Annotated in this window: 13 protein-coding genes; 1 reads left to right on the plus strand and 12 read right to left on the minus strand. The window is 39.8% G+C overall.

Going from position 1 to position 21,391, the window contains the following annotated elements; genetic code table 11:
• The 12 genes from L877_RS12905 to L877_RS0109530 form a co-directional block, all read right to left on the minus strand.
• Positions 1-514, minus strand: a 514-nt coding sequence (locus L877_RS12905; protein WP_034785581.1) for a cellulose binding domain-containing protein, incomplete at its 3' end; no start/stop codon positions are given.
• Between the two features lie 201 nt (positions 515-715).
• A complete protein-coding gene (locus L877_RS12910; RefSeq protein WP_034785583.1) occupies positions 716-6,547 on the minus strand; it encodes an Ig-like domain-containing protein in 5,832 nt (1,943 codons plus the stop codon).
• An 82-nt stretch (positions 6,548-6,629) separates the two neighbouring features.
• Complete coding sequence (locus L877_RS14225; RefSeq protein WP_169729791.1) at positions 6,630-6,788, minus strand: hypothetical protein; 159 nt, start codon at positions 6,786-6,788, stop codon at positions 6,630-6,632.
• Positions 6,789-7,225: 437 nt separating this feature from the next.
• Positions 7,226-8,368, minus strand: coding sequence for a hypothetical protein (locus L877_RS0109490; RefSeq protein WP_026835866.1), 1,143 nt, complete (start codon positions 8,366-8,368; stop codon positions 7,226-7,228).
• 4 nt (positions 8,369-8,372) lie between these two features.
• Positions 8,373-11,936: a hypothetical protein gene (locus tag L877_RS0109495; protein ID WP_026835867.1), complete on the minus strand. Its 3,564-nt coding sequence runs from the start codon at positions 11,934-11,936 to the stop codon at positions 8,373-8,375.
• A gap of 416 nt (positions 11,937-12,352) precedes the next feature.
• Complete coding sequence (locus L877_RS14310) at positions 12,353-12,493, minus strand: hypothetical protein (protein ID WP_207637257.1); 141 nt, start codon at positions 12,491-12,493, stop codon at positions 12,353-12,355.
• A 248-nt stretch (positions 12,494-12,741) separates the two neighbouring features.
• The gene (locus L877_RS0109505; RefSeq protein ID WP_026835868.1) at positions 12,742-13,893 is read right to left on the minus strand and encodes a class I SAM-dependent methyltransferase; all 1,152 of its coding nucleotides are present in this window, start codon (positions 13,891-13,893) and stop codon (positions 12,742-12,744) included.
• Between the two features lie 81 nt (positions 13,894-13,974).
• Positions 13,975-15,393, minus strand: coding sequence for an oxaloacetate decarboxylase subunit alpha (locus L877_RS0109510; protein WP_026835869.1), 1,419 nt, complete (start codon positions 15,391-15,393; stop codon positions 13,975-13,977).
• Positions 15,394-15,454: 61 nt separating this feature from the next.
• On the minus strand, positions 15,455-16,576 hold the full coding sequence (locus L877_RS0109515; RefSeq protein ID WP_026835870.1) for a sodium ion-translocating decarboxylase subunit beta: 1,122 nt from the start codon (positions 16,574-16,576) through the stop codon (positions 15,455-15,457).
• A gap of 25 nt (positions 16,577-16,601) precedes the next feature.
• The gene (locus L877_RS0109520; protein WP_026835871.1) at positions 16,602-16,985 is read right to left on the minus strand and encodes a biotin/lipoyl-containing protein; all 384 of its coding nucleotides are present in this window, start codon (positions 16,983-16,985) and stop codon (positions 16,602-16,604) included.
• 22 nt (positions 16,986-17,007) lie between these two features.
• Positions 17,008-17,379 carry an OadG family protein gene (locus L877_RS12915; RefSeq protein WP_051437799.1) on the minus strand — a complete coding sequence of 124 codons (372 nt, stop codon included), beginning with the start codon at positions 17,377-17,379 and terminating at the stop codon, positions 17,008-17,010.
• 5 nt (positions 17,380-17,384) lie between these two features.
• Positions 17,385-18,740 (minus strand): carboxyl transferase domain-containing protein, encoded by a 1,356-nt coding sequence (locus L877_RS0109530; RefSeq protein ID WP_026835872.1) that lies wholly within the window; start codon positions 18,738-18,740, stop codon positions 17,385-17,387.
• Positions 18,741-19,047: 307 nt separating this feature from the next.
• On the opposite strand from L877_RS0109530, the gene L877_RS0109535 reads away from it, so the two are divergent.
• A complete protein-coding gene (locus L877_RS0109535) occupies positions 19,048-21,159 on the plus strand; it encodes a glutamine synthetase III family protein (protein WP_026835873.1) in 2,112 nt (703 codons plus the stop codon).
• Positions 21,160-21,391: the final 232 nt, after the last annotated feature.

Below are 21,391 nucleotides of genomic sequence, written 5' to 3' on the forward strand. Positions count from 1 at the left end.
TATTGGTAATAACAGTTTCTATAGTGGCTTTATTATCCCACTGATTTACTATTCTGTGATTGATAGAATAATCTTCAGATTTATTATTCTCCGTAGAATATTTAACTAATTTAACATCAGTAACATTTGATATATCTGCCCCTGATAGCTGATAACCAAAAGCTATTTCTTCTCCAGGTTTTATTTCTCTGTTGTCATTATGGCATCTAAACTCATATCGATTGTCTTTGTTGGTAACATCTGTATTCCAGCAATTAATTACTTTCCCAGAAGTCAACGATAGTGATACGCCCCAGTTTCTAATAGCTTTGTCGCAAGTATTCTTTATCCGAACTTCCGCTACAGAGCCTGAATCCCAAGCGGATTGCTCGGTAATTGTGATTCTGTAATCATTGTCTTCTACTTCTTTTACTATTTCTTTTGCATCTGCTTTTGAATAACCACTAAAGCAACACAAAACCATGCACAAAGCAAGTATCAGTGCTACAATCCTTGTCTGTCTTATTAATTTCATTCAACATCCTCCTAATCAATACATAATTATTACGTAATCTTTAGCTTTGACATAGCCTAATATCAAATGCTCGTTTTATATTATACTATACTCCAACAAACAAAACAATATCATTTTACACATTACAACAATATAGAAAACACATTCATAGCAATAGCCCTGGAAAACCAGGGCTATTGTTATATGCGAAACGCATTTTATTTATCTTTTAACCTTAACCTTTACAACCTTACTGAATTTAGAGTACTTCTTAACCTTGATAATTTCAGTAAATTTGTCGTATTTCTTAGACTCATCTACAATTTTGAAGGCGCGTACCTTGATATAGTATTTCTTGCCTTTCTTAAGTCCCTTGAGGACAACCTTATTCTTTGAAGAAATCTTTTTCTTCTTCTTCTTGAAGTTTTTCTTCAAAGAGTAGACAATCTCGTACTTAGCACCAGGTACCTTCTTAAGCTTAAGAGTAATCTTCTTCTTCTTTCCTTTGGCAGAAAGAATCTTAGTAGGTGACACTTTCACAACCGCTCCTTGGTTAACTACACCGCTATCTGGTGTTGCTGAAGCAATTGTTGGATCAGCTGAATTTGTTGGCATTCCCGGTGTCACAGTACTTGAAGGCTCTGCACTTGGATTTGCTGAGCTAACAGGTGCAAGTGTAGGACGCACTATTGGTGCCACTGTTGGCATGGCAGTTGGCGCTTTTGTTGGCGCATCTGTAGGTGCAACTGTTGGTGCTTCTGTAGGTGCAACAGTTGGTGCTGTTGTAGGTACCTGCGTAGGGGTGTCAGTAGGGGTATCAGTAGGTGATGCCGTTGGCTTTGGTGTTGGTGTAGGTGTCGGCTTAGTTGGATCCTGAATTACAGTCACCTTACATGATGCTGTAACCTGATTATTCGACTTAGCCTTTACAGTTATATTTACACTACTTCCGGCCTTCACTCCCTTGATGGATACAGTCTGAGCATTTCCTGTATATTCTTCATTATTTCCAGACATTTCCACTACATTTGGCTTAGAAATAGTCCAAACAAATGCATCTGAAGCATACTCATTTAAAGTAGCTGTAAGATTTATACTATTTCCTTCAATAACTGTCTGAGCACTGTCACTGAGACTTACTGATGAAACTGTGGCCGTTACTTCAACTTCACAAGAAGCCTTAACTCCGGCAGCAAGCTTACTACCATATGTAATAATAGCTTTACCAGGTCCAACCGCCTCGATAGTAGCAAGGGCAGTTCCCTGACCTTCCTTAATCTTAACAACCGACTCATTAGTTGATGTCCACTCAAGAAGCTCTGTTACATTTCCTTCGTTAGAAGTTGCTGTTCCTGTGAGCTTAGCAGTCTTATACTCTTCTTTGTCGATATAGAGGTTGAGTTTGTCTGCACTAAGAGTTACATTGTCTGCCATGATATTTTTCATTACAACAACTCTTATGGTCTTATAAACTCCACCAGGATGAACTTCTGTTGCTTTTGTAGTAGCTGTAATTGAAACAGTACCACTCTTATATGTTGTAAGCTTTCCTTCTGAATCAACAGATGCAACACTGTCATTGCTGCTAGTCCAATTAACGGTATCTGTTGATGTTGAAGCAGTAAGCTTAGTTCCAAGATAGTAATCATGGTTCTCATATACCGAATATGAACCTGATGACTCTGTTATATATGTCTTAGACTTAGGATCCGGATTCTCTCTAAGAGTAATATCTACAGCTGTTGCCGGCTCATTTACAACTACGGTAACATTCTTTGCCATACCTTCTTGGGTTACAAGTGTAAGTGTGGCAGTTCCTGCTTTATTACCGGTAACAAGAAGCTTAGCTTTATTTCCCTTAGTTCCATCCTCTACAACAGTTTTAAAACTGAAAATATCATTGCTTGTAGATGATGCGAATACGATATCATCACACTCTGTTCCATCTTTCTTGATAGCTTCGATATCATACTCAACAGTGCTATTGACAACCGGATTAGAAGTTGTACCCTTCTTGTTAACAAATATCTTATCATCCTCTATCGGATTTCCATTTGCGTTCTTAATCGAGATATCATCCGCAGCAAATTTTACATCCTTATTGGCGATATCAAAGAACACTTCCTGTCCCTTCTCCTTGAGGATTGTAGTTGATGTTGTTGCCTTGAAGTTTGTCTTGACATTCGATCCACTTACAGGAACAATTGTCACAACACCGGCACCGTTTCCGGCATGATAATTATAGGCTGTTGTAGGACTTGTCTTGCTATTACCATAGATAATATCATAATCTTTGCCTTTAACAAGATTATAATCACCCATATATACATCAATTGATGGAGTCAAGAGCGCACTACAATCATACTGAGTAGGTATATCCTTAACTTTTACAAGTGATGTATTCGACAAATCTGCTTGATCTATCCTAAACGTTGCCTGTTTCTCACCTGCATAGTTTCCTTTACCAATAATCTTAAATACAGCATTTTCTCCGGATACATTATATGAGTCTACATTCTTTGTGCATACCACATCGTAATCTACACCATATACAAGTGGAATTGATGATCCCAATACCACATTGACAGAAGGTATAATCGGATATCCTGTATAAACTTGACTTGGAATAGTTGGAATTGTTACCGTTCCACCATTCGAAGAAGCTGTATCAGAGAACAATTTTGGAGTAATATTATATGTCTGTGAAAATGTTCCCTCATAGTTTCCTTTACCGGTTACTGTAGCAGTTGCCTCTCCAACCTTATCATTATCGGAGAATGCTATCTCATAATCCTTATTGACAGTGAGCTTGTTGCTCCATGATGTAGTACCATCTTTGAGAATTGCATATATCTCAAGCTTAGGACTAACTGCTGTTCCGTTGAACATCTGATCAGGAATAGACTGACTTCCGCTTGAATTAAATGCTATTCTCACATCATCGAAGTATGTTCCTACATTCACCTTGGCAATTGTATATTCAACAGTGAAACTACCAGAAAAGTTTCCTAAGCCAGTAATTGTAGCTTCATGGATTCCAGCATCTGTTGCACTAGCTGTAAGTTTGTAATCTTTGCCGGCTACAAGCTCCTGAACATTATCTCCCTTTTTGTAGGAAATTTTATATACAGGACTTTGAGCACTTCCATTGTAAGTAAGGGAATTAGTCTGCTCAACAACTATATCTGAATCAGCGTTTGTTCCATCTCCAATAACCTTAGGTACTACCTTATATTGAATATTGTGAACTGTTGTTCCAGAGTTTCTGTAAAGGAGATTATCTCCCGGTCTAAACTCAATCTTGTAGCCTCCTTGATTCTTACCCTTCTCGTAAGTATTCTTTACTACATAATCCTCACCCTCAACAAGAGTATACTTTCCACTTTCATCCGCTCTTGAGTCAATTCCCTGAGAAGTAATTACTGGAGTAATATTAGGAACTTCACCATTCGGAAGATACTCATATTCACTATCAATACCTGTGATGCTAATAGCTTCTTCGTTAAATAGTCCGTAAACCTTGAGCTGAGACTCAGCCTCCTGTCCACCATACTCTGCTGTAATTACAGTTTCTCCAATTAACTTTTGAGTTGCAGTAACAGTTGTTCCTGCAAAAGTATTAAACTCAACAACCTTATCATTTTCAATAGCCCAATTTGCATTAGGATTTTGAATTGATGAACCATTTTCATATGCTTTAAATGTATATGTAAATGGTGTATTATTGGTATGAATTATATCTTTATTGATTGGATCAATCTCGACATTTCCTGCCTTAACTCCCTTAACCTTTATAGTTCCGACCAAGCGCTTCTCATCTTTTCCATTAGAGAACGCAGGACCATGTGAGTGATATGCATATACTCTGATATTTACACCACTCTTAGTAGCCGCAAGTTCAGATGTAGACTTCTTGGCTTCCAATAATCCTGTATCTTCTCCAACTGAGATATAATCAGGATACTCAGATACGTACATAAGTTTCTCAGCGGCATTTGTTGGAGTTACCACTGCATTAATCTGAGCTGTCTTTCCAAGAGCTATTGATGGTGTTCCGGTAGTCTCTCCCACTTTAAGATCTACTTCACTAATTAATTGCTTGGCATTTACCTTTATAGTTTTGGTTACAGCTGAATTACTCATAGAAGTAGCTGTAATAGTTGTTGTTTCATCACCTGCACCAAGCCATGTTAATTTCGTTGCTGAAGTATTTCTAAGTCCAAGATGAAGATAATCTGTTCTATCTACATACTGCTTGTTGCTTGTCGTATCCCATACGATTTGGTCTGGCAAAGTATATCTAACTCCTTCGCTATCATATGGATAACAAAGTAATGACAGGTTCTCACCTTCATAGAAGTTTACTTCATCTGTCTCAACTTCCTCGCCTCCAGAGAAACTAACAAATGATTTTATAGTGGAATCATCTGATATAGCAGGAGAAATCTTAACTCTGACAGTATTATTGATCTGTCCGACATCCTCTCCATCTCTATCTGTACTCACAACCAAATCAACATCTTTTACTTCTGTAACATTTTTGGCTGTGAATCTATATGTCTTCTTATTGCCAGTATTACCTATCAATTCACATGTAAAGTAATCTTCAATAGCACTTTCGTTCCATTTAAGTGGCTCATTCGCATCTTTGTCCTCAACCACATCTAATATGAGCTCATTCTTAGCTCTCATAGTTGTCTGACTTCCTGACAAATCATTATCGCCAGCCATAATCTTCAATGTGTTTGTTTTATTAAATACATGAATCTTACATTTATCTGTTACATTGGTATTCTCTGCTGATACAGTGATATCTACATCGCCTGTTCCCTTGAGAGTAAGTGTTGAGCCTTTTACCGACGCTACCTTCTCATTTGATGATGTATATGTGTAAACATCATTAGGTGTAATCATCTTGCCATTGCTATCAAAGCTCTCTGACTCCGCAGTAATCATACTTCCTAGATTGAGAGTTGTTCCCTTGAGATAGTTATAATTCACGAATCCCGCATCATCTTTATCTCCGACAAAAGCAACTTTTGTCGCTGGAATCCACTTCTCTACAGGAAGTACGGCACTAGTCACAACTCCTCTGCGCTTGATAGCGATAAACGATTTAGTATTATCCTCGTCTCTAATACCAGAAGTTGATTTCGCAGTAATATATACACTTCCAGTTCCTCTATCTGCATATGCACTAAAAATAGCGCTGTTTTGCTGTTGATGGAGTGTAGCACCTGTTCCAGATACAGATATCTCTCCCATCACTCCTGCTTCTTCATCGGTTGTACTGTAATTTCCTACAGTCCATTCATAACCATCTGTACATACATTATCTGATCTACCTATGATTTCTCCTTTATCATCACGAATAATCTTGACTAATTCAAGACCTCTGTTCTGTCCCTGGCGCACTGAAGCAGTTTCACCCTCAATTGCGACTTCATCACTTTGCAAAACATGCACTGCAATCGTATAGGAACGACCACTACCTTCCATAGGTGTCAATCTAATAAAAAAGTCCTTGGACTTGTTTGAGAAATTATAACTTCCATTTTCATCATAATAAGCAATCTGAAGCTTATCCCCAACAAGCTTAAATGTCGCTTTTCCATCAGCTGTATTTTGACACTCTGAGTAACCTCCTGACACAGCTAGGCTATCACCAATATTATCTTCTGAGCTGGTACTTGATGTAAAGTACGCTTGGAACTTACCACCCGTATTATCTACATCAAAGTCAATACGTGAACCGGCATCAATGTATACATCACCATTCACAAGACCGGTTGTAGTACCAAGAACTGTAGTAGATTCTGAGTTTCCACGATACAACTCACTATCTGAATACGGATTATCTACTATCTTCTTTTCCTTTTTACCATTTTCATCCTCTTCTTCAACGGTAGTTCTCTCATACAAACCACCAAAAGTCAATGTAATTGTGTCTGTTGCTGCTTTAGCAATCTTGATATTGTCAAATGCTCCACAAGTAAACATCATAACAAATACCATAAAGACTGCCATAATTCTTTTAATGATATTTTTCTTCATTAATAACAAATCTCCTTTCTCTGTATACTAAAGCTAACTTTTATTATACTACATTGGGGGCTATTTTTCAATATGGATGGTTCTAATTATCATCACGCCATATTGTGTCTATCTCCTCTAATAGCTCGCTGAAAGATGTATATGTTTTTTTATCAGGATTGTTTTTTAACTGTTGCACCTCTCGTATTGCTTCTATAGTATCTGCGTTTGGAGTCTTATACTTGATAACACTTTTGTTCATTAAAAACCCCCTTTTCTTGATATTGTAGATATTGTACACCCTACTAATATTTCCATTAAACAAGTTACTAAGTTGTTCACTTAGTACAACAAGTATATCAAACAATCATTCAAATGTAAACTGCGATTTCTTTTAATAATTGGGGCTAAATTAGGGAGATTTTGTTAATATTCTTTGTTGATTGAGCGTGAGGGATATAAGAAATATCCGTATTTCTTGAAGCTTGAAGGGCTGCCCTGAGCCAGGGAATACGGATTAAAGGCCATATCTTACTTCCCCCGCTTATAAGACATGTAAGGAAACAGGAAGAGGCCAACCAGAGAGAGACTTCAATGCGCATGCATTGCGTCTCGAGTCGGTTGGACTCTTCCTGTTTTTAGACTGTCTTAGTGCGACAGCCCCAGAATAATAACAATATATATTATATCAGAGCAGACTTATTTAATAACTTCTACTTCTATACTGCCGGCAATTTCCTTAGTCTTGTCAAATCTTTCCTTTACTGCCTTTGGCACAACAACCTTTGAAACTCTACCTGATCTGCCTGCAAACATACTGCTCAAGTTCTTATCCTCGAGTTTGTCAAGCGAAAAGGCTTTACCAAGATAGATTTCTGAGTTGTGTCCTGCATCTGCAAACATGTAAAGTGCACTTTTGAGATTTGATGTGGCAAAGTAATCTCCAAGAGAAATCTTCTGGAAATTATACCAACCAAAACATGCAAACATATAATTTGCTGACTCTACATCCTCTGTATATAGATTTTCCAAGCCAAGTAAACACTTAGAGTCATCTAGGGCAGAACTCTTCTCTGCGGTTCCTGCAATCCAACAAAACATATAATCACTGTTAGGATTAGCAACTACTCCGCCATCTTGACCGATATACATCTCAAAAAATCCATCTTTATCAGCATCCTTATACCAAGCCATAACGCTTTTGTTCTGCTTTTCCGAAATATCATATGCACCTAAAACATCTGATGTATTAGGAACTTTAGATGTATTCATAAATTCTACAGACTCGATGCTTGTTCTGGAAATCTCTGTTCCATAGAAGTAATAATACTTATCCAAACTAAATACCATACTTCCACCATCAATCGCCTGCTCAACCTTAAGTGGCTCAGCCATCATCCTGTCGGATGTCGGAGCATGGGTTGGTCTAGTTGATGCAGTTGGCGCTGCTGTCGATAAAGCTTTTGGTGTACTTGTTGCTGTATTAGCTGTATTAGCTGTATTAGCTGTATTTACTTTGTCAGCTTTTACCTTGACAACACATACAAGTTTCTTCTTACCAGCCTTACATAGGATCTTAGCATTGCCTTTTTTGAGGCCAGTTATCTTGATTCCCTTAGCTTTCTTGGCAGAAATCTTGATAAACTTTTTGCCCTTGGAAATTTTCCAAGTTGCTTTCTTCTTATAATTCTTCACAGAAAGCTTCTTGGTTTTTCCGACATTAACAGTAACTTTTTTCGAACTCAGCTTAACTTTACCCTTTGCATGTAAGCTAACCTCTGGGGCTACACTAATCGAACTCACAACTAGTGCAGTTGCTAGAAACAATGATATTCTTCTCATTTTTCTACTCTCCTTTGATTGATTTTATTAAATCAATTCCACATCTCGCTCTAAATCCACGAGTAGCAGAATTAACTTTCTTTTTCTCTCCGGAGCTGTTTTTCATAACTACCTTAGCATTTTTGTCAATCGACTTGATCCTTGTCTCTATCTCGTCTTTGTTGTCAAATGCTGCTTCAATAACCGCCTTATTATTATCAAGTGTATAATCAACACAAGTATCTCCATTGCTTATTAGCACATCTGCTTTTTGTTTTCCACTACACTTGATAGTATAACTTTTATCTTCTGCATTTACTATTGCAAGGTCAGCTCCTATATATCTAATCTTTGACTCATGAATCTTATTTCCCTCTGAATCACAGATTTCTGCACTATTATCTCCGAAAAGGAATATCTGATTAGAATCTGATACAGACGCAGGAGCATACATAGTATCATCTCCTGTTGTTGAATTATTCCATATCACATCGAATACATCATCCTTTTCCTCTAACATCTTCTTCACATCTAGCAACGCGAATCTGGTATATGTGTCATATGACGCCTTATTGGTCCTAGTATTGACGCTGGCAACACTGGTTGTACCAGGTTTGTTAGGATCATATAGAGTAATCTTATACTCACCATTGCCATCCACTTGCTCAATACCAGTAGGAACAACTGCATGTGCATATAATACACTCAATTTCCCATCGATATATCCAAGTGATTGAAGTATCATGATATATCCATGTCCATTACTAGCCATCAACTTGTCTCTAATCACTTTATAATTATCATATGAATTGTCATATGTCTTGTCATCATAGTGAAATCCTGCTGTTAACTGAACATACTCAATCAAATCCTTGGTTTTCTCGCTAGTTGTGTACTGCTTTGAAAACAGTGAGTTAGTGGAATTAGCCGTACTCATACAAGGTGCCAGAAGTCCTCTTATATTCCAGTATCCTCTTTGAAGAGCCATGCTGGAAAATGACATTCCAAAGCAACTTCCTCCCCATGATTTGGACCTTCTGTAAAGTGTCTCACCTTCAAAATCGCCATATAGCACTCTATACTTTGAAAGCGGAATCTTGTAATTAGGGTAATACTGGAACGAAGAGCCTGTATTTACAAAGGAATATCCATCTTGCTCCGGGATAAATCTATCACTCAAGCATGACTTCTTGCCATAATCATAATCCTTAGGGACCAATCTGATTCCCACAAACTCTGCCAATCCACTTCCAACCTTGGATCCGGATATTTTCTTGTTGCTAACAAAAGCTTCGGTATCATCATCATATGTCATCTTGGCCAAATGAATTATATCATACTTAGCTCTCAAATCTATATCATCAAGGTATGCATTATATCCAACAATCTTGTTGTTCTGATTACATATACCCTGGTTATATGTTCCATTATTACTGCTTTTAACAGTTGTATTATTGGCGGAATTCTCATAGTAAACATCCATATCTATGGCATGCTTTTGTGTCATATAATAGTCTGCAAATTGACATCCAATGCCATATACACGTTCCCCTTTGTCTACCTCTCCGCTAAAATCTTTATCAGAATATATACTTGATTTAATATTTCCGTTGTTTCTGGTCGCATTTACCTTGTACTTAAGTCTCGGAACTACTACTGCCTGAAATCCTTCTATTGTAGCATCATCCTGATAATCTCCTGCTTCTTCGCCATTCTTGGCCCATCCGAGCCATCCCTTATCTTTGATATATGTTCTGTAAAAGATATTATACTTTGTACTCAGAGTTTTGCAGGCACTATCTTCATATACCTTAGCCTCTATAGCTTTCATATCACCATTGTTTTCCGCGGATATCATACCTGAAGTCTTCCAATCAGACCAGCCACTATTTTCAAAGTATGCTCTGTACATAACTCCTTTTACCTGATATCCGTTATCAGCCAATGACATGCTAATTCCCTTAAAACTCTCATCTTCACCTATATATCCACAAGTGACGCCGTCCTGCTCCTCCCCTGCGTATCCTCCATAGGAAAGCTTAGCATCATAGGATAATTCCGGCGAATCACTAGAGTCAAACTTCGAGTAGGTCAACTCAAGCTTTGGCATCTTGGCAGCATTAACAGTACTCTCGTTAAATATCCACGCTCTCTTAGATGATGTCATATTGTCATCTTTGGGAGAATCTGAAAACTCAAATCCGTATATGGATTCTGCATTTCTAGAGCGATTGTATAAGACGTCAGTATCAAGGTCAATTGATACCATCTCACTGGACTTGGTAGTCTTAAACTCGCCAACAAGCTTTTCCACCTTTGACGGTTGATTGTTATATGACAGCGTAGACATATTCAAGCGCTGACTGAGAGTCTTGATATATATAGGCATATCCACACTAGAGTCCACAGTCTTTACTGTGAGCTTAGCAGATTCTATATACTTGCCATATAGCCCCGAGTTGATTCCGGAAAAATTAATATATGTTCTACATACATCTTCAGCTTTTTCTCTCTTACCAACACAATTAATGCATGTATTATTCTTGGTATATACTTTTTCAGGACTAGTCCTACACACATATCCAGATGTGAGCTTGGCAGCTGTTGTATTATCCCAAACAACACTAGGATCAACTTCAACCGGATATGCGCACTTATCTGAATCTAATAGTTCATCGTCCAGTACAAGTTTAAGTCTGTAAGAATAAATATCCTCTTCTTCACGTCTATCTACAAGAGAAATCTCATATCTGCAGGCATCCGAATATCTTCCCTTGGCATCAATCATAAACGCCGACGGTAACGCCCCAACAAGTCTATCCTTCTTGAGATCATAGATATATAGATTCTCCCCTGCCTTTGTGGAAATCTTTCCTGTATACTTAGGGGTGTCCTTCTGAAGCTCTCTCAGAGAAATTATCTGACAATTCTTCAAATCAAGCTTAAATCCGTACTCTCGACTACTATCTCTATCTCCGAGAATAATAGTTTCCTTCATCCCCTCAATACTTGATTCATAGCGAAGCTTAACATTGTCATCAAAACCTCCATAAGTCACACTGGTGATCTTCTCAGAGGTCTCTCCATCTATATCCTCAACCTTCTCTTGGCCAATCTGCATATTAGATGAAGTCTTCTTTCCCTTAGTTCCCCAGAACATATCTATGCTATATTCATCATTTTCTGTTGTAATAGGTGATTCTCTATCAATCTTCTCTGGAAAATGCGACATCTTGTCGCTATTGGCAGTTGTATACTCATGGTTTTTCTTAACAAGACTTGTATCATAATCCTGATACTCACCCTTGTCATCCTTGAATCTGACGTCATTGGGATAGACTTCAGCCTTTTTCCTTCCATTTCCCAAATCGAAAATAGTCCTATCCCTCAGTTTCTTGACAACAAGTGGTCTACTTGTAACTTCCACCGCTGCATCAGCCATTGCAGCATTTACTCTGCTTCCGGATATAACATCTCTTCCCTGTCCATAATTATGATTTACATCATAAACCGGACTAACGAGGCTCAAGCAAGTAAGCCCAACAGCTAAGCCTCTCATCATATCTTTTCTAAAACCCTTTCTATTCATGTAATTCCTCACTTATCTTAATTAGAGTCCCCCCACGGTAGGACAATCAAGACGCTTGGTCCACTATCAGCGTCAACCAATGAAACCACGGTGGATTCCATAGAAGAATTAAACATTTCAGAAAGTACAGACTAATTATAATCTAGTCAAATTGCAATGTCAAGTGTCGTTTGTGCGTAAAACTATACTGTTCATACATTAAAATCACGGGAAAGTTCCGTATAAATCGCAATTCTCTATTATTATTTACAAGCAATATGCGTTTCTAGTCAAATAGGAGCTACAACCACAAGGTCATAGCTCCCATTCTTCCGTTTTTATAATCAGAACATTTATCAATCTATGTTATATGTCTCCAGTTCTACAAAAAGCCGCCGCGCGATTTCTCTTACACTACAGCCCCCTGCCTGGTCTGGCTAACACTTAAAGTCTGTTCGAGAGTTCATCATAAAGTATACTCTTTGAGCATTCATATTGTATTGCTCCATTGCTTTGATTTGCCTGAGTTCCGATGTTTCTCTTTCAGTTTCTTCTTCCTTTTCTCTCGGGCTCATCATATATTCTTCAAATGCCCTCTGTCCCCGTGAACCCCCGTCGTTCCTTTCCTCACGAAGTCTATTAGCCCTTAACACAGGATTGATAATCTTAGTTCCGATTATCTTTTCTACTGTGTTTGCTTTAATCTCCTCCTTTGAGGTGCTCTGCCCTTACTAGGGGTAGAGTTGTTATAAAAGGGTTACACACAATGAATTCATCTATGTTTCTTATATATTATATCGGACAAATAGTCCGATTATTTACACCTTTAGCCAAGTAGTTTTTCCAATGTCAAATGAGCATTTAACATATCGCACATGTTTGAAGTTTTGGCATCTATCTCGCCTTTATCTTTGCCCTTCTTAACAGCTCTGATCAGCAAATTTTTGGGTGTATGTGCCATGTCGATAAACTCCAGAATATCTGTATCATATCCCTTGGATTCAAGGATTTCCGCACGAATAGCATCCGTCGCAAGGGCGGCAAATCTCTCTTTGAGAATTCCATGCTTTAGAATCGGCGACAACTCCTCTGCCTTGATTTGTTTATTAAGCTCATGTTGGCAACAAGGTACTGAGAGAATAACTTTGGCGGACCATTTGACTGCTTTCTCGAGAGCATAATCTGTGGCTGTATCGCAGGCGTGGAGTGTAATCACCATATCCACTCTTTTCTTGCCCTCAAAATCAGCTATATCTCCCACATAGAACTTGAGTTTATCGTAGCCGTACTGCTCTGCAAGCTTATTGCAATGCTCGATAACATCCTCCTTGAGGTCCAAGCCAACCATATTCACTTTAAAATCATTCTGCACCGTCAGGTAATAGTAAATCGCAAATGTCAGATAGGATTTGCCACAACCAAAATCAACTATCGTAATCTCCCTGCTCTTGTCAAGATATGGCAATACATCCCTAATATACTCGAGAAATCTGTTGATTTGCTTGTATTTTTTGTACTTCTTATCGATAATTTTTCCATCCTGAGCCTGCACACCAAGGTCAACTAAGAACGGAATCACATTCTCCGTGGCATCCAGTATATACTTTTTTTGCCGATTGTGAGTCATGGTATACTTGGTGCTAAGCCCCGCCTCAGAATTGACTTTCTTCTTGATATTCACCTTTCCTTTTTTGCTGACAAGAACTCTATAAATGTTCTGTTCAGCGAATATCTCACACTGCTTAAAGTCATCAACCATAAGCTTCATCACATATTTCATTACATCTTCCTTGCTATAATTCTTGTGAAAAGCCTGATTGTTTTTAAAGCTCTCTGCTTGAAAACAGACTTCATCTTTTTGCAAAAATGGTCTGACAACCACCTTGCTTACGCTCCCCTTGGCCTTGGGATTACTTATAATGATTTTTTGGAGAGTTTCCCCTAGCTCAGCATCCAATATTTTCTGCAAATCGTTCATTTACTATCTCCTAGCTTGTTTACATAAATTATCCCCCGGCAGGTCTGTCGAGGGATAAATAATATCTGTAGTTAATTCTAATTAAACAGGATAAACCTGATTGTCCTTGTCTGCAAGAGTTGGATCAATCTTAGTTTTCTGTGTCTCACGATACTTGAAGAAGTCTGTTGCAACCTGTGGGAAAAGCGCATAAGACAATACGTCCTCATCCTGCTCTTTCCACTGTTCCATCTCTTTCTCCAAAGACTCGAGCTGTGGCTCGATGAGATCAGCTGGTCTACAAGTGATAGGCTTGACATCGCCGATGCACTTCTTCTGAACCTCTTTGTTGAAAGGCTTAACAGTCTGACCAAACTCACCGCTGAGAAGTTTCTTGGACTCCTTGGTAACCATCTTGTAACGCTCACCTGATACCACATTAAGAACTGCCTGAGTTCCTACAATCTGTGATGATGGAGTTACCAGTGGTGGCTCACCAAAGTCTTTTCTAACTCGTGGAACTTCCTCAAGCACTTCGCGGAACTTGTCTTCCTGTCCCATCTCCTTGAGCTGAGACACGAGATTACTAAGCATTCCTCCAGGAACCTGATAGCGAAGTGTATTGATATTAACTCCGAGAACCTTAGTACTCATAAGTCCACTTTCAAGAGCCTGCTCACGCATTGGGCGGAAGTAGTCTGCAATTTCAGACAAGAGATCCTGATCAAGTTCTGTATCATACTCTGTTCCACGGAATGTCTCTACCATAACTTCTGTAGCCGGCTGACTTGTTCCAAGCGCAAATGGACTCATAGCTGTATCAATGATATCACATCCAGCCTCTACTGCCTTCAGATACGTCATCGATGCAACACCTGAAGTGTAATGGGTGTGCAAGTCAATAGGAATTGATACTGCCTTCTTAAGTGTTGTAACAAGCTCTGTTGCCTTGTAAGGAGTGAGGAGTCCAGCCATGTCCTTGATACAAAGTGACTTAGCACCCATGTCCTCAATCTTCTTCGCAATATCTTCCCAATACTTGAGTGTATATGCATCACCAAGTGTATAGGAAAGTGCGACCTGAGCATGTCCGCCCTCTTTATTTGCTGCATTTACTGCAGTTTCAAGGTTGCGGATATCATTCAAACAGTCAAATATTCTGATGATATCAATACCATTTGCCAATGACTTCTGAACGAAGTATTCTACTACGTCATCTGCGTAGTGATTGTAACCGAGGATATTCTGTCCTCTAAACAACATCTGAAGTTTTGTATTCTTAAATCCATCTCTGAGCTTACGAAGTCTCTCCCATGGATCTTCCTTCAAAAATCTAAGTGATGCATCGAATGTAGCTCCACCCCAACACTCTACTGCATGATAACCGACCTTATCCATCTTATCAACGATAGGTAACATCTGCTCTGTTGTCATACGAGTAGCAATCAATGACTGATGGGCATCTCGAAGTACCGTTTCCGTAATCTTAACGGGCTTTTTTTCAACTTTTTTATTTGCCATAATTTGCCTCCATTTATCGAATATCTGCCAAATTGACTTGGCAGTATTAATAGTCACTTAATTAGAATATACCAAAGATTGCCATGAATACACCGGCCGCAACAGCTGTTCCGATAACTCCTGCCACGTTAGGTCCCATAGCATGCATGAGAAGGAAGTTTGTAGGGTCTGCCTCTGAACCAACCTTCTGCGATACACGAGCCGCCATAGGTACAGCCGATACTCCCGCTGATCCTATAAGTGGGTTAATCTTACCGCCGGATAATTTACACATAACTTTTCCAAGCAATACTCCGGATGCTGTTCCAACTGCAAATGCACACAAGCCGAGCACAACAATCTTCAATGTATCTACATTGAGGAAGTTCGCTCCACTTGTCTTAGCTCCTACTGATGTACCGAGCAAGATAACTACAATGTACATAAGTGCATTAGAAGCAGTCTCTGCAAGCTGTCCAACAACACCTGACTCCTTGAACAAGTTACCAAGCATAAGCATACCTACAAGTGGTGCTGTACTTGGAAGAATCATACATACAACAGTTGTAACAACGATTGGGAACAAGATTCTCTCAAGCTTAGAAACCGGTCTGAGCTGCTCCATCTTGACCTTACGCTCTTTTTCTGTTGTAAGAAGTTTCATGATAGGTGGCTGAATAATTGGTACAAGTGACATATAAGAATATGCCGCTACTGCGATAGGTCCCATGAGGTCAACCTGTCCGAGCTTACCGGCAAGGAAGATTGATGTAGGGCCGTCTGCACCACCGATAATAGAGATTGCGGCAGCTGCTTTGCCGTTGAATCCCATGATAATAGCCAACAAATAGGCTCCAAATATACCAAACTGTGCCGCCGCTCCCAAGAGGAAACTCTTCGGATTTGCTATAAGCGGTCCAAAGTCTGTCATCGCTCCTACTCCAAGGAAAATCAACGATGGCAAGATACTCCACTCATCCAACTGGAAGAAAAAACTCAAGAGACCATTTTTCTCCATAATTGGTGGGTAGATATTAACAAGCAACATTCCAAATGCAATTGGTACAAGCAACAATGGTTCATAACCCTTTTTGATTGCCAAGTATAAGAATACAAATGCAACCAAAATCATGACATAACTACGCCAATCAAGCGAACCATTGGCAAATGCTGTTTGATGGAGAAGATTATTTAATACATCCATCTACTTTACACCTCCATTTGTGATATTAGTCCAAAGTCGCTAACAAATCGCCGGCCTCAACCATATCACCGGAGTTAACATCTATACTAGCAATTGTACCATCTTTTGGTGCAACAACTTCGTTTTCCATCTTCATAGCCTCAAGAAGAAGAATTACATCTCCCTTCTTGACACTTGCGCCTTCATTGGCCTTAATTGCAAGAATCTTACCTGGCATTGGCGCAGTAACCTTAGTTCCGCCTGCTCCACCACTAGACTTCTTAGGCGCTTCAGCTGGTGCTGGTGCTGGCGCAGATGGCTCAACTCTTGTAACCGGTACAGGTGCACTTACAGCACTTGCTCCTGCTCCTCTTTCCTCAACTTCAACATCGTACGCAACTCCATTAACCCTTATTGTATAACTTTTCATGAGTATAGTCCTCCTAATTATATTAACGTTTTTTTATTGATCTAATTACCAAACCCTCAGCTGGAATCGGTGTTCCCTCTTCTTCCATCGCCGCATAAACTGCCGCCATGATAACAGCAACTATCTGACTGTCATCTGTCTGAGTGGCAACCGGTGCCGGCGCCTCAACTGACTCCTCCGGCTTCTTGTTCTTCTCGCGCTCAGCCTTGGCCGCATTGGAAATCTCCATTGACTTCTTCTGCATGAGCATAGGGATGAACTTGAACAAAGAAATCACGAGTGCTATGAATATGAGTACCGCAAATACAACAGCCATAGCCACAACTGTATTAACGAGAGCCTGAGGTATAGTAGTCACATCACTTGTCATCGGTGCATTAGCTACATTCGTCATTCAACTCACCTCATTCCAAACATCTGCATTGCATAGATAAGCTGTTTTCTGAGTTCTGATGCCTCGACAATATTGTCTACATAACCGCGCTTTGCAGCATTGTTTGCATCGCACTGCATAGCATCAAACTCCTTGACTTTCTCATCAAGCTCGCTTGAATCTTTGATATCATCATACATAATCTTAACTGCGTTCTCAGCGTCCATAACACCAACCTTAGCACCTTCAAGTGCGATAACCAGATCAGCGCCGATATGACGTGAGTTCATAGCGATATATGCGCTTCCAAAGGCCTCTCCGGTAATGACATTAACCTTGGCAACCTCTGCACTTGCAAATGCGCAAGTAAGATCAGCTACTGCCTGTCCAATAGTCATCTCCTCTTCCTTAGATGAAGCATATGTCTTAACATTGGTAAATGTAATCACAGGAATTCCAAATGCATCACAGAAGTATACGAACTTCTCAGCTTTCTTACATCCCGCTGTTGTAAATACTGCATCTGCGCCGTTGGCAACAGCACCTACAGTCACACCATTGAGTGTCATAAGTCCGCAAATCATATCTGTTGCATGATTCTTCTTAACTTCAATGAAATTATTGTTATCAGCGATTTCAGCAAGACTTGCTGCTGGATTCTTGACATCAAAACCAGAAATAACTCTGTTCATGTCATCATCATTCTCCATTCCGGCATAATCGTCAAAGTTTGCAGGAAGCACACTGATAAGTGAACGAATTCCTGTTAAAACTTCCGCTTCATTCTCACATAAGAAATCAACATTTCCCGCTTTAGCCTGAAATTCTCCCAATGAAGTATCACATTTGTCAATATTATTAGCATCTATAGCATTAGGTGAGTTTACAAACAGTCTACCATTGCTTGCATCCATGAATGTAAAATCACTCAACAAAGAAGATACTGCAGAACCACCACCACATGCTCCAAGCACTGCACTAATCTGCGGTATAACTCCACTAGCTTTAACCTTGCTCATATAAACTTGACCGAATCCAGCCAAAGCGTCAACCGCCTCCTGGACTCTGACTCCTGCGCAATCAATAAGACCAATCACTGGTGCGCCTGCCTTCATAGCCATATCATAAAGTCTAGCTATCTTACCGGCATGCATCTCACCGATTGAACCATTCATTGCTGTAACGTCCTGGCTGTACACATATACAAGCTCAGAATCAATAACTCCATATCCGGTTATGACTCCATCTGCTGGTACAGTCTGCTCTTGCATGTTAAAATCAGTATTACGCTTTGTAACGTTTCCGCCAATTTCAACAAAACTGTTAGCGTCGACAAGTGCTTCAATTCGCTGTTTTGCCGACATTTTTGATGAATTACTCATTCTGCAGTCCTCCACTTTTCAAAATTTTATCCGATTATAATTGTAACTTTTTTACTGAATTATTTCAATATATTTTTCTAAAAAAATCTATAAAATTTTCCGCCCGTGACTTTTTTTACTAAACTTTTGACCCGTGCAAACTTAAAAATGTAATTATTTCAAAAAAAACTTTACTTTTTCGTCATAAATGATAACATATATTATGTGATTATTTTTTTAATGAGGCGGTTTTTTCTACACTTCATTGCGGTAATCACCAACATTTTTTATAAGGAGGCGCGGGTATCAAAAACCTGCACATTGCTAAATGGAAAAGAATATTATTGCTGATGTATTTGGAACCAAAGTCTTCAATGACGACGTCATGAGAGAATATCTCCCAAAGAAGACTTACCAAGGACTCAAATCAACAATCGAAAACGGAGAAGAACTCTCTCCTGAAGTAGCTAATATCGTCGCACATGGTATGAAGGAGTGGGCGTTGGCTAACGGAGCCACTCACTATACTCACTGGTTCCAGCCTATGACCGGTATCACTGCAGAAAAGCATGATTCCTTCATAAGCGCAGAATCTGATTCAAGAGCGGTTCTCGAGTTCAACGGAAAAGAGCTTATCAAAGGTGAACCAGATGCTTCTTCCTTCCCTTCAGGCGGTCTAAGAGCCACATTTGAGGCGAGAGGATATACAGCATGGGATTGCACATCTCCAGCCTTCCTCAGAGAAGATGCTTTGGGAGTTACACTTTGCATTCCTACTGCATTCTGCTCATATACAGGCGAAGCATTGGACAAGAAGACTCCTCTTCTTCGCTCTATCGAAGCATTGAACACTCAGGTTCTTCGAATTCTCAAGCACTTTGATGAAAAAGATGTAACCAAAATCGACTGTTCTGTTGGTGCCGAGCAGGAATATTTTCTCGTTGACAGAGATATGTTCATGAAACGTGATGACCTCATCTTTACCGGTCGTACTCTCTTCGGTTGCATGCCACCAAAGGGTCAGGAAATGGAGGATCACTACTTTGGAAGCATCCGTGAGCGCCAGGCCAAATTCATGAACGAACTCAACATCGAACTTTGGAAACTTGGAATCCTTTCAAAGACACAGCATAACGAGGTTGCCCCAGCTCAGCACGAGATGGCACCTATATATGATACCGCCAACATAGCAACTGACCACAATCAGCTTGTTATGGAGACTATGAAGAAAGTGGCCAGAAGACACAATCTCGAATGTCTTCTCCACGAGAAGCCATTTGCGGGTGTCAATGGATCCGGTAAACACAATAACTGGTCAATTGTCACCGACACCGGCAAAAACCTTCTCAGTCCCGGCTCATCACCACATAAAAATAAACAATTCCTACTATTCTTGTCTGCTGTAATCAAGGCGGTCGATGAAAACGCTGCATTCCTCAGAATGTCAGCTTCAAATCCGGGAAATGACCTCAGATTCGGAGCCGACGAGGCACCACCTAGCATCGTTTCAATCTTCCTTGGCGAACAGCTAGAAGACATAGTAGAACAGATTATAGAAAATGGTGTGGCAACACACAGTATCAAGTCAGAGCGCATGGATATCGGAGTAAACACTCTCCCATCCGTTAAAAAGGACGCCTCTGACCGCAATAGGACATCACCATTTGCCTTTACAGGTAATAAGTTTGAATTCCGCATGGTTGCATCCTCGATGTCAATTGCCGGAGCTAATACAGTCCTAAATACAACTGTTGCAGACGTATTACAGGATATGGCTGATGAACTTGATGCAGCTGAAGACTTTGACTCAGCTCTCGATCATCTTATCCAGAGAACTCTCAAGGAGCATAGTCGTGTAATCTTCAACGGAAACGGCTACTCTGAAGACTGGGTTGAGGAAGCACATAGAAGAAATCTTCCAATTGTCACCAACATGGTTGATGCAACTGCATCATTCCTCGATCCAAAGACCATAAAGATTTTCGAGAGACAAAATGTCCTCTCCCTCACAGAGCTAGAGTCTAGAGCTGAGATCAACTACGAGGCATACTCAAAAGTTATCAATATCGAAGCCAAGACTATGATAGAGATGGCATCAAAGCAGTATGTACCTGCAATTATCAAGTACGTCACAAAACTTGCCGGTTCCATCAATAGCATCAACACAGCTTGCCCAGAAGCCAACACATCAGTTCAGACCGAACTTCTCAAAAAGTGTTCTGACCTTCTCGCAAAGACACAGAACGCATTGACAACTCTCATCGAAGTATCCAATATAGGATCTTCAATGCCAGAGGGCAAAGAACAGGCAGAATACTACAGAGACACTGTCTTCACTGCTATGAATGCTCTCCGCTCTCCTATCGATGAGCTAGAGATGCTTGTAGACAAGGAAATATGGCCTGTACCATCATATGGAGATATGTTGTTTGAGGTATAGATAATATGATAGATATGTGATAGGGTTCCCCACTAGGAATTAGTGGGATATGTATAGTAAATATGACAGGATGCCCCACTAGGGATTAGTGGGGCATCCTTTTTGTATAGCAATAAAAATAAACCACCAGCTATGCTGGTGTGACCCACATAAGCTTCAGCTTCAAGAAAAAACTCCTATGTTATAATAGAAATGGTTCGCCAACCATACTATCAATAACATAGGAGGGATC

The sequence above is a fragment of the Eubacterium xylanophilum ATCC 35991 genome (assembly GCF_000518685.1).
Lineage (GTDB): Bacteria > Bacillota > Clostridia > Lachnospirales > Lachnospiraceae > Eubacterium_F > Eubacterium_F xylanophilum.

Bases quoted from the DNA above. Each gene is read 5' to 3' on its own strand.
- L877_RS14310 (WP_207637257.1), bottom strand. From the start codon at position 12,493: ATGATGAGCCCGAGAGAAAAGGAAGAAGAAACTGAAAGAGAAACATCG.
- L877_RS12910 (WP_034785583.1), bottom strand. From the start codon at position 6,547: ATGAAGAAAAATATCATTAAAAGAATTATGGCAGTCTTTATGGTATTT.
- L877_RS0109520 (WP_026835871.1), bottom strand. From the start codon at position 16,985: ATGAAAAGTTATACAATAAGGGTTAATGGAGTTGCGTACGATGTTGAA.
- L877_RS14225 (WP_169729791.1), bottom strand. From the start codon at position 6,788: ATGAACAAAAGTGTTATCAAGTATAAGACTCCAAACGCAGATACTATA.
- L877_RS0109490 (WP_026835866.1), bottom strand. From the start codon at position 8,368: ATGAGAAGAATATCATTGTTTCTAGCAACTGCACTAGTTGTGAGTTCG.
- L877_RS0109535 (WP_026835873.1), top strand. From the start codon at position 19,048: ATGGAAAAGAATATTATTGCTGATGTATTTGGAACCAAAGTCTTCAAT.
- L877_RS0109505 (WP_026835868.1), bottom strand. From the start codon at position 13,893: ATGAACGATTTGCAGAAAATATTGGATGCTGAGCTAGGGGAAACTCTC.
- L877_RS0109515 (WP_026835870.1), bottom strand. From the start codon at position 16,576: ATGGATGTATTAAATAATCTTCTCCATCAAACAGCATTTGCCAATGGT.
- L877_RS0109510 (WP_026835869.1), bottom strand. From the start codon at position 15,393: ATGGCAAATAAAAAAGTTGAAAAAAAGCCCGTTAAGATTACGGAAACG.
- L877_RS0109495 (WP_026835867.1), bottom strand. From the start codon at position 11,936: ATGAATAGAAAGGGTTTTAGAAAAGATATGATGAGAGGCTTAGCTGTT.
- L877_RS0109530 (WP_026835872.1), bottom strand. From the start codon at position 18,740: ATGAGTAATTCATCAAAAATGTCGGCAAAACAGCGAATTGAAGCACTT.
- L877_RS12915 (WP_051437799.1), bottom strand. From the start codon at position 17,379: ATGACGAATGTAGCTAATGCACCGATGACAAGTGATGTGACTACTATA.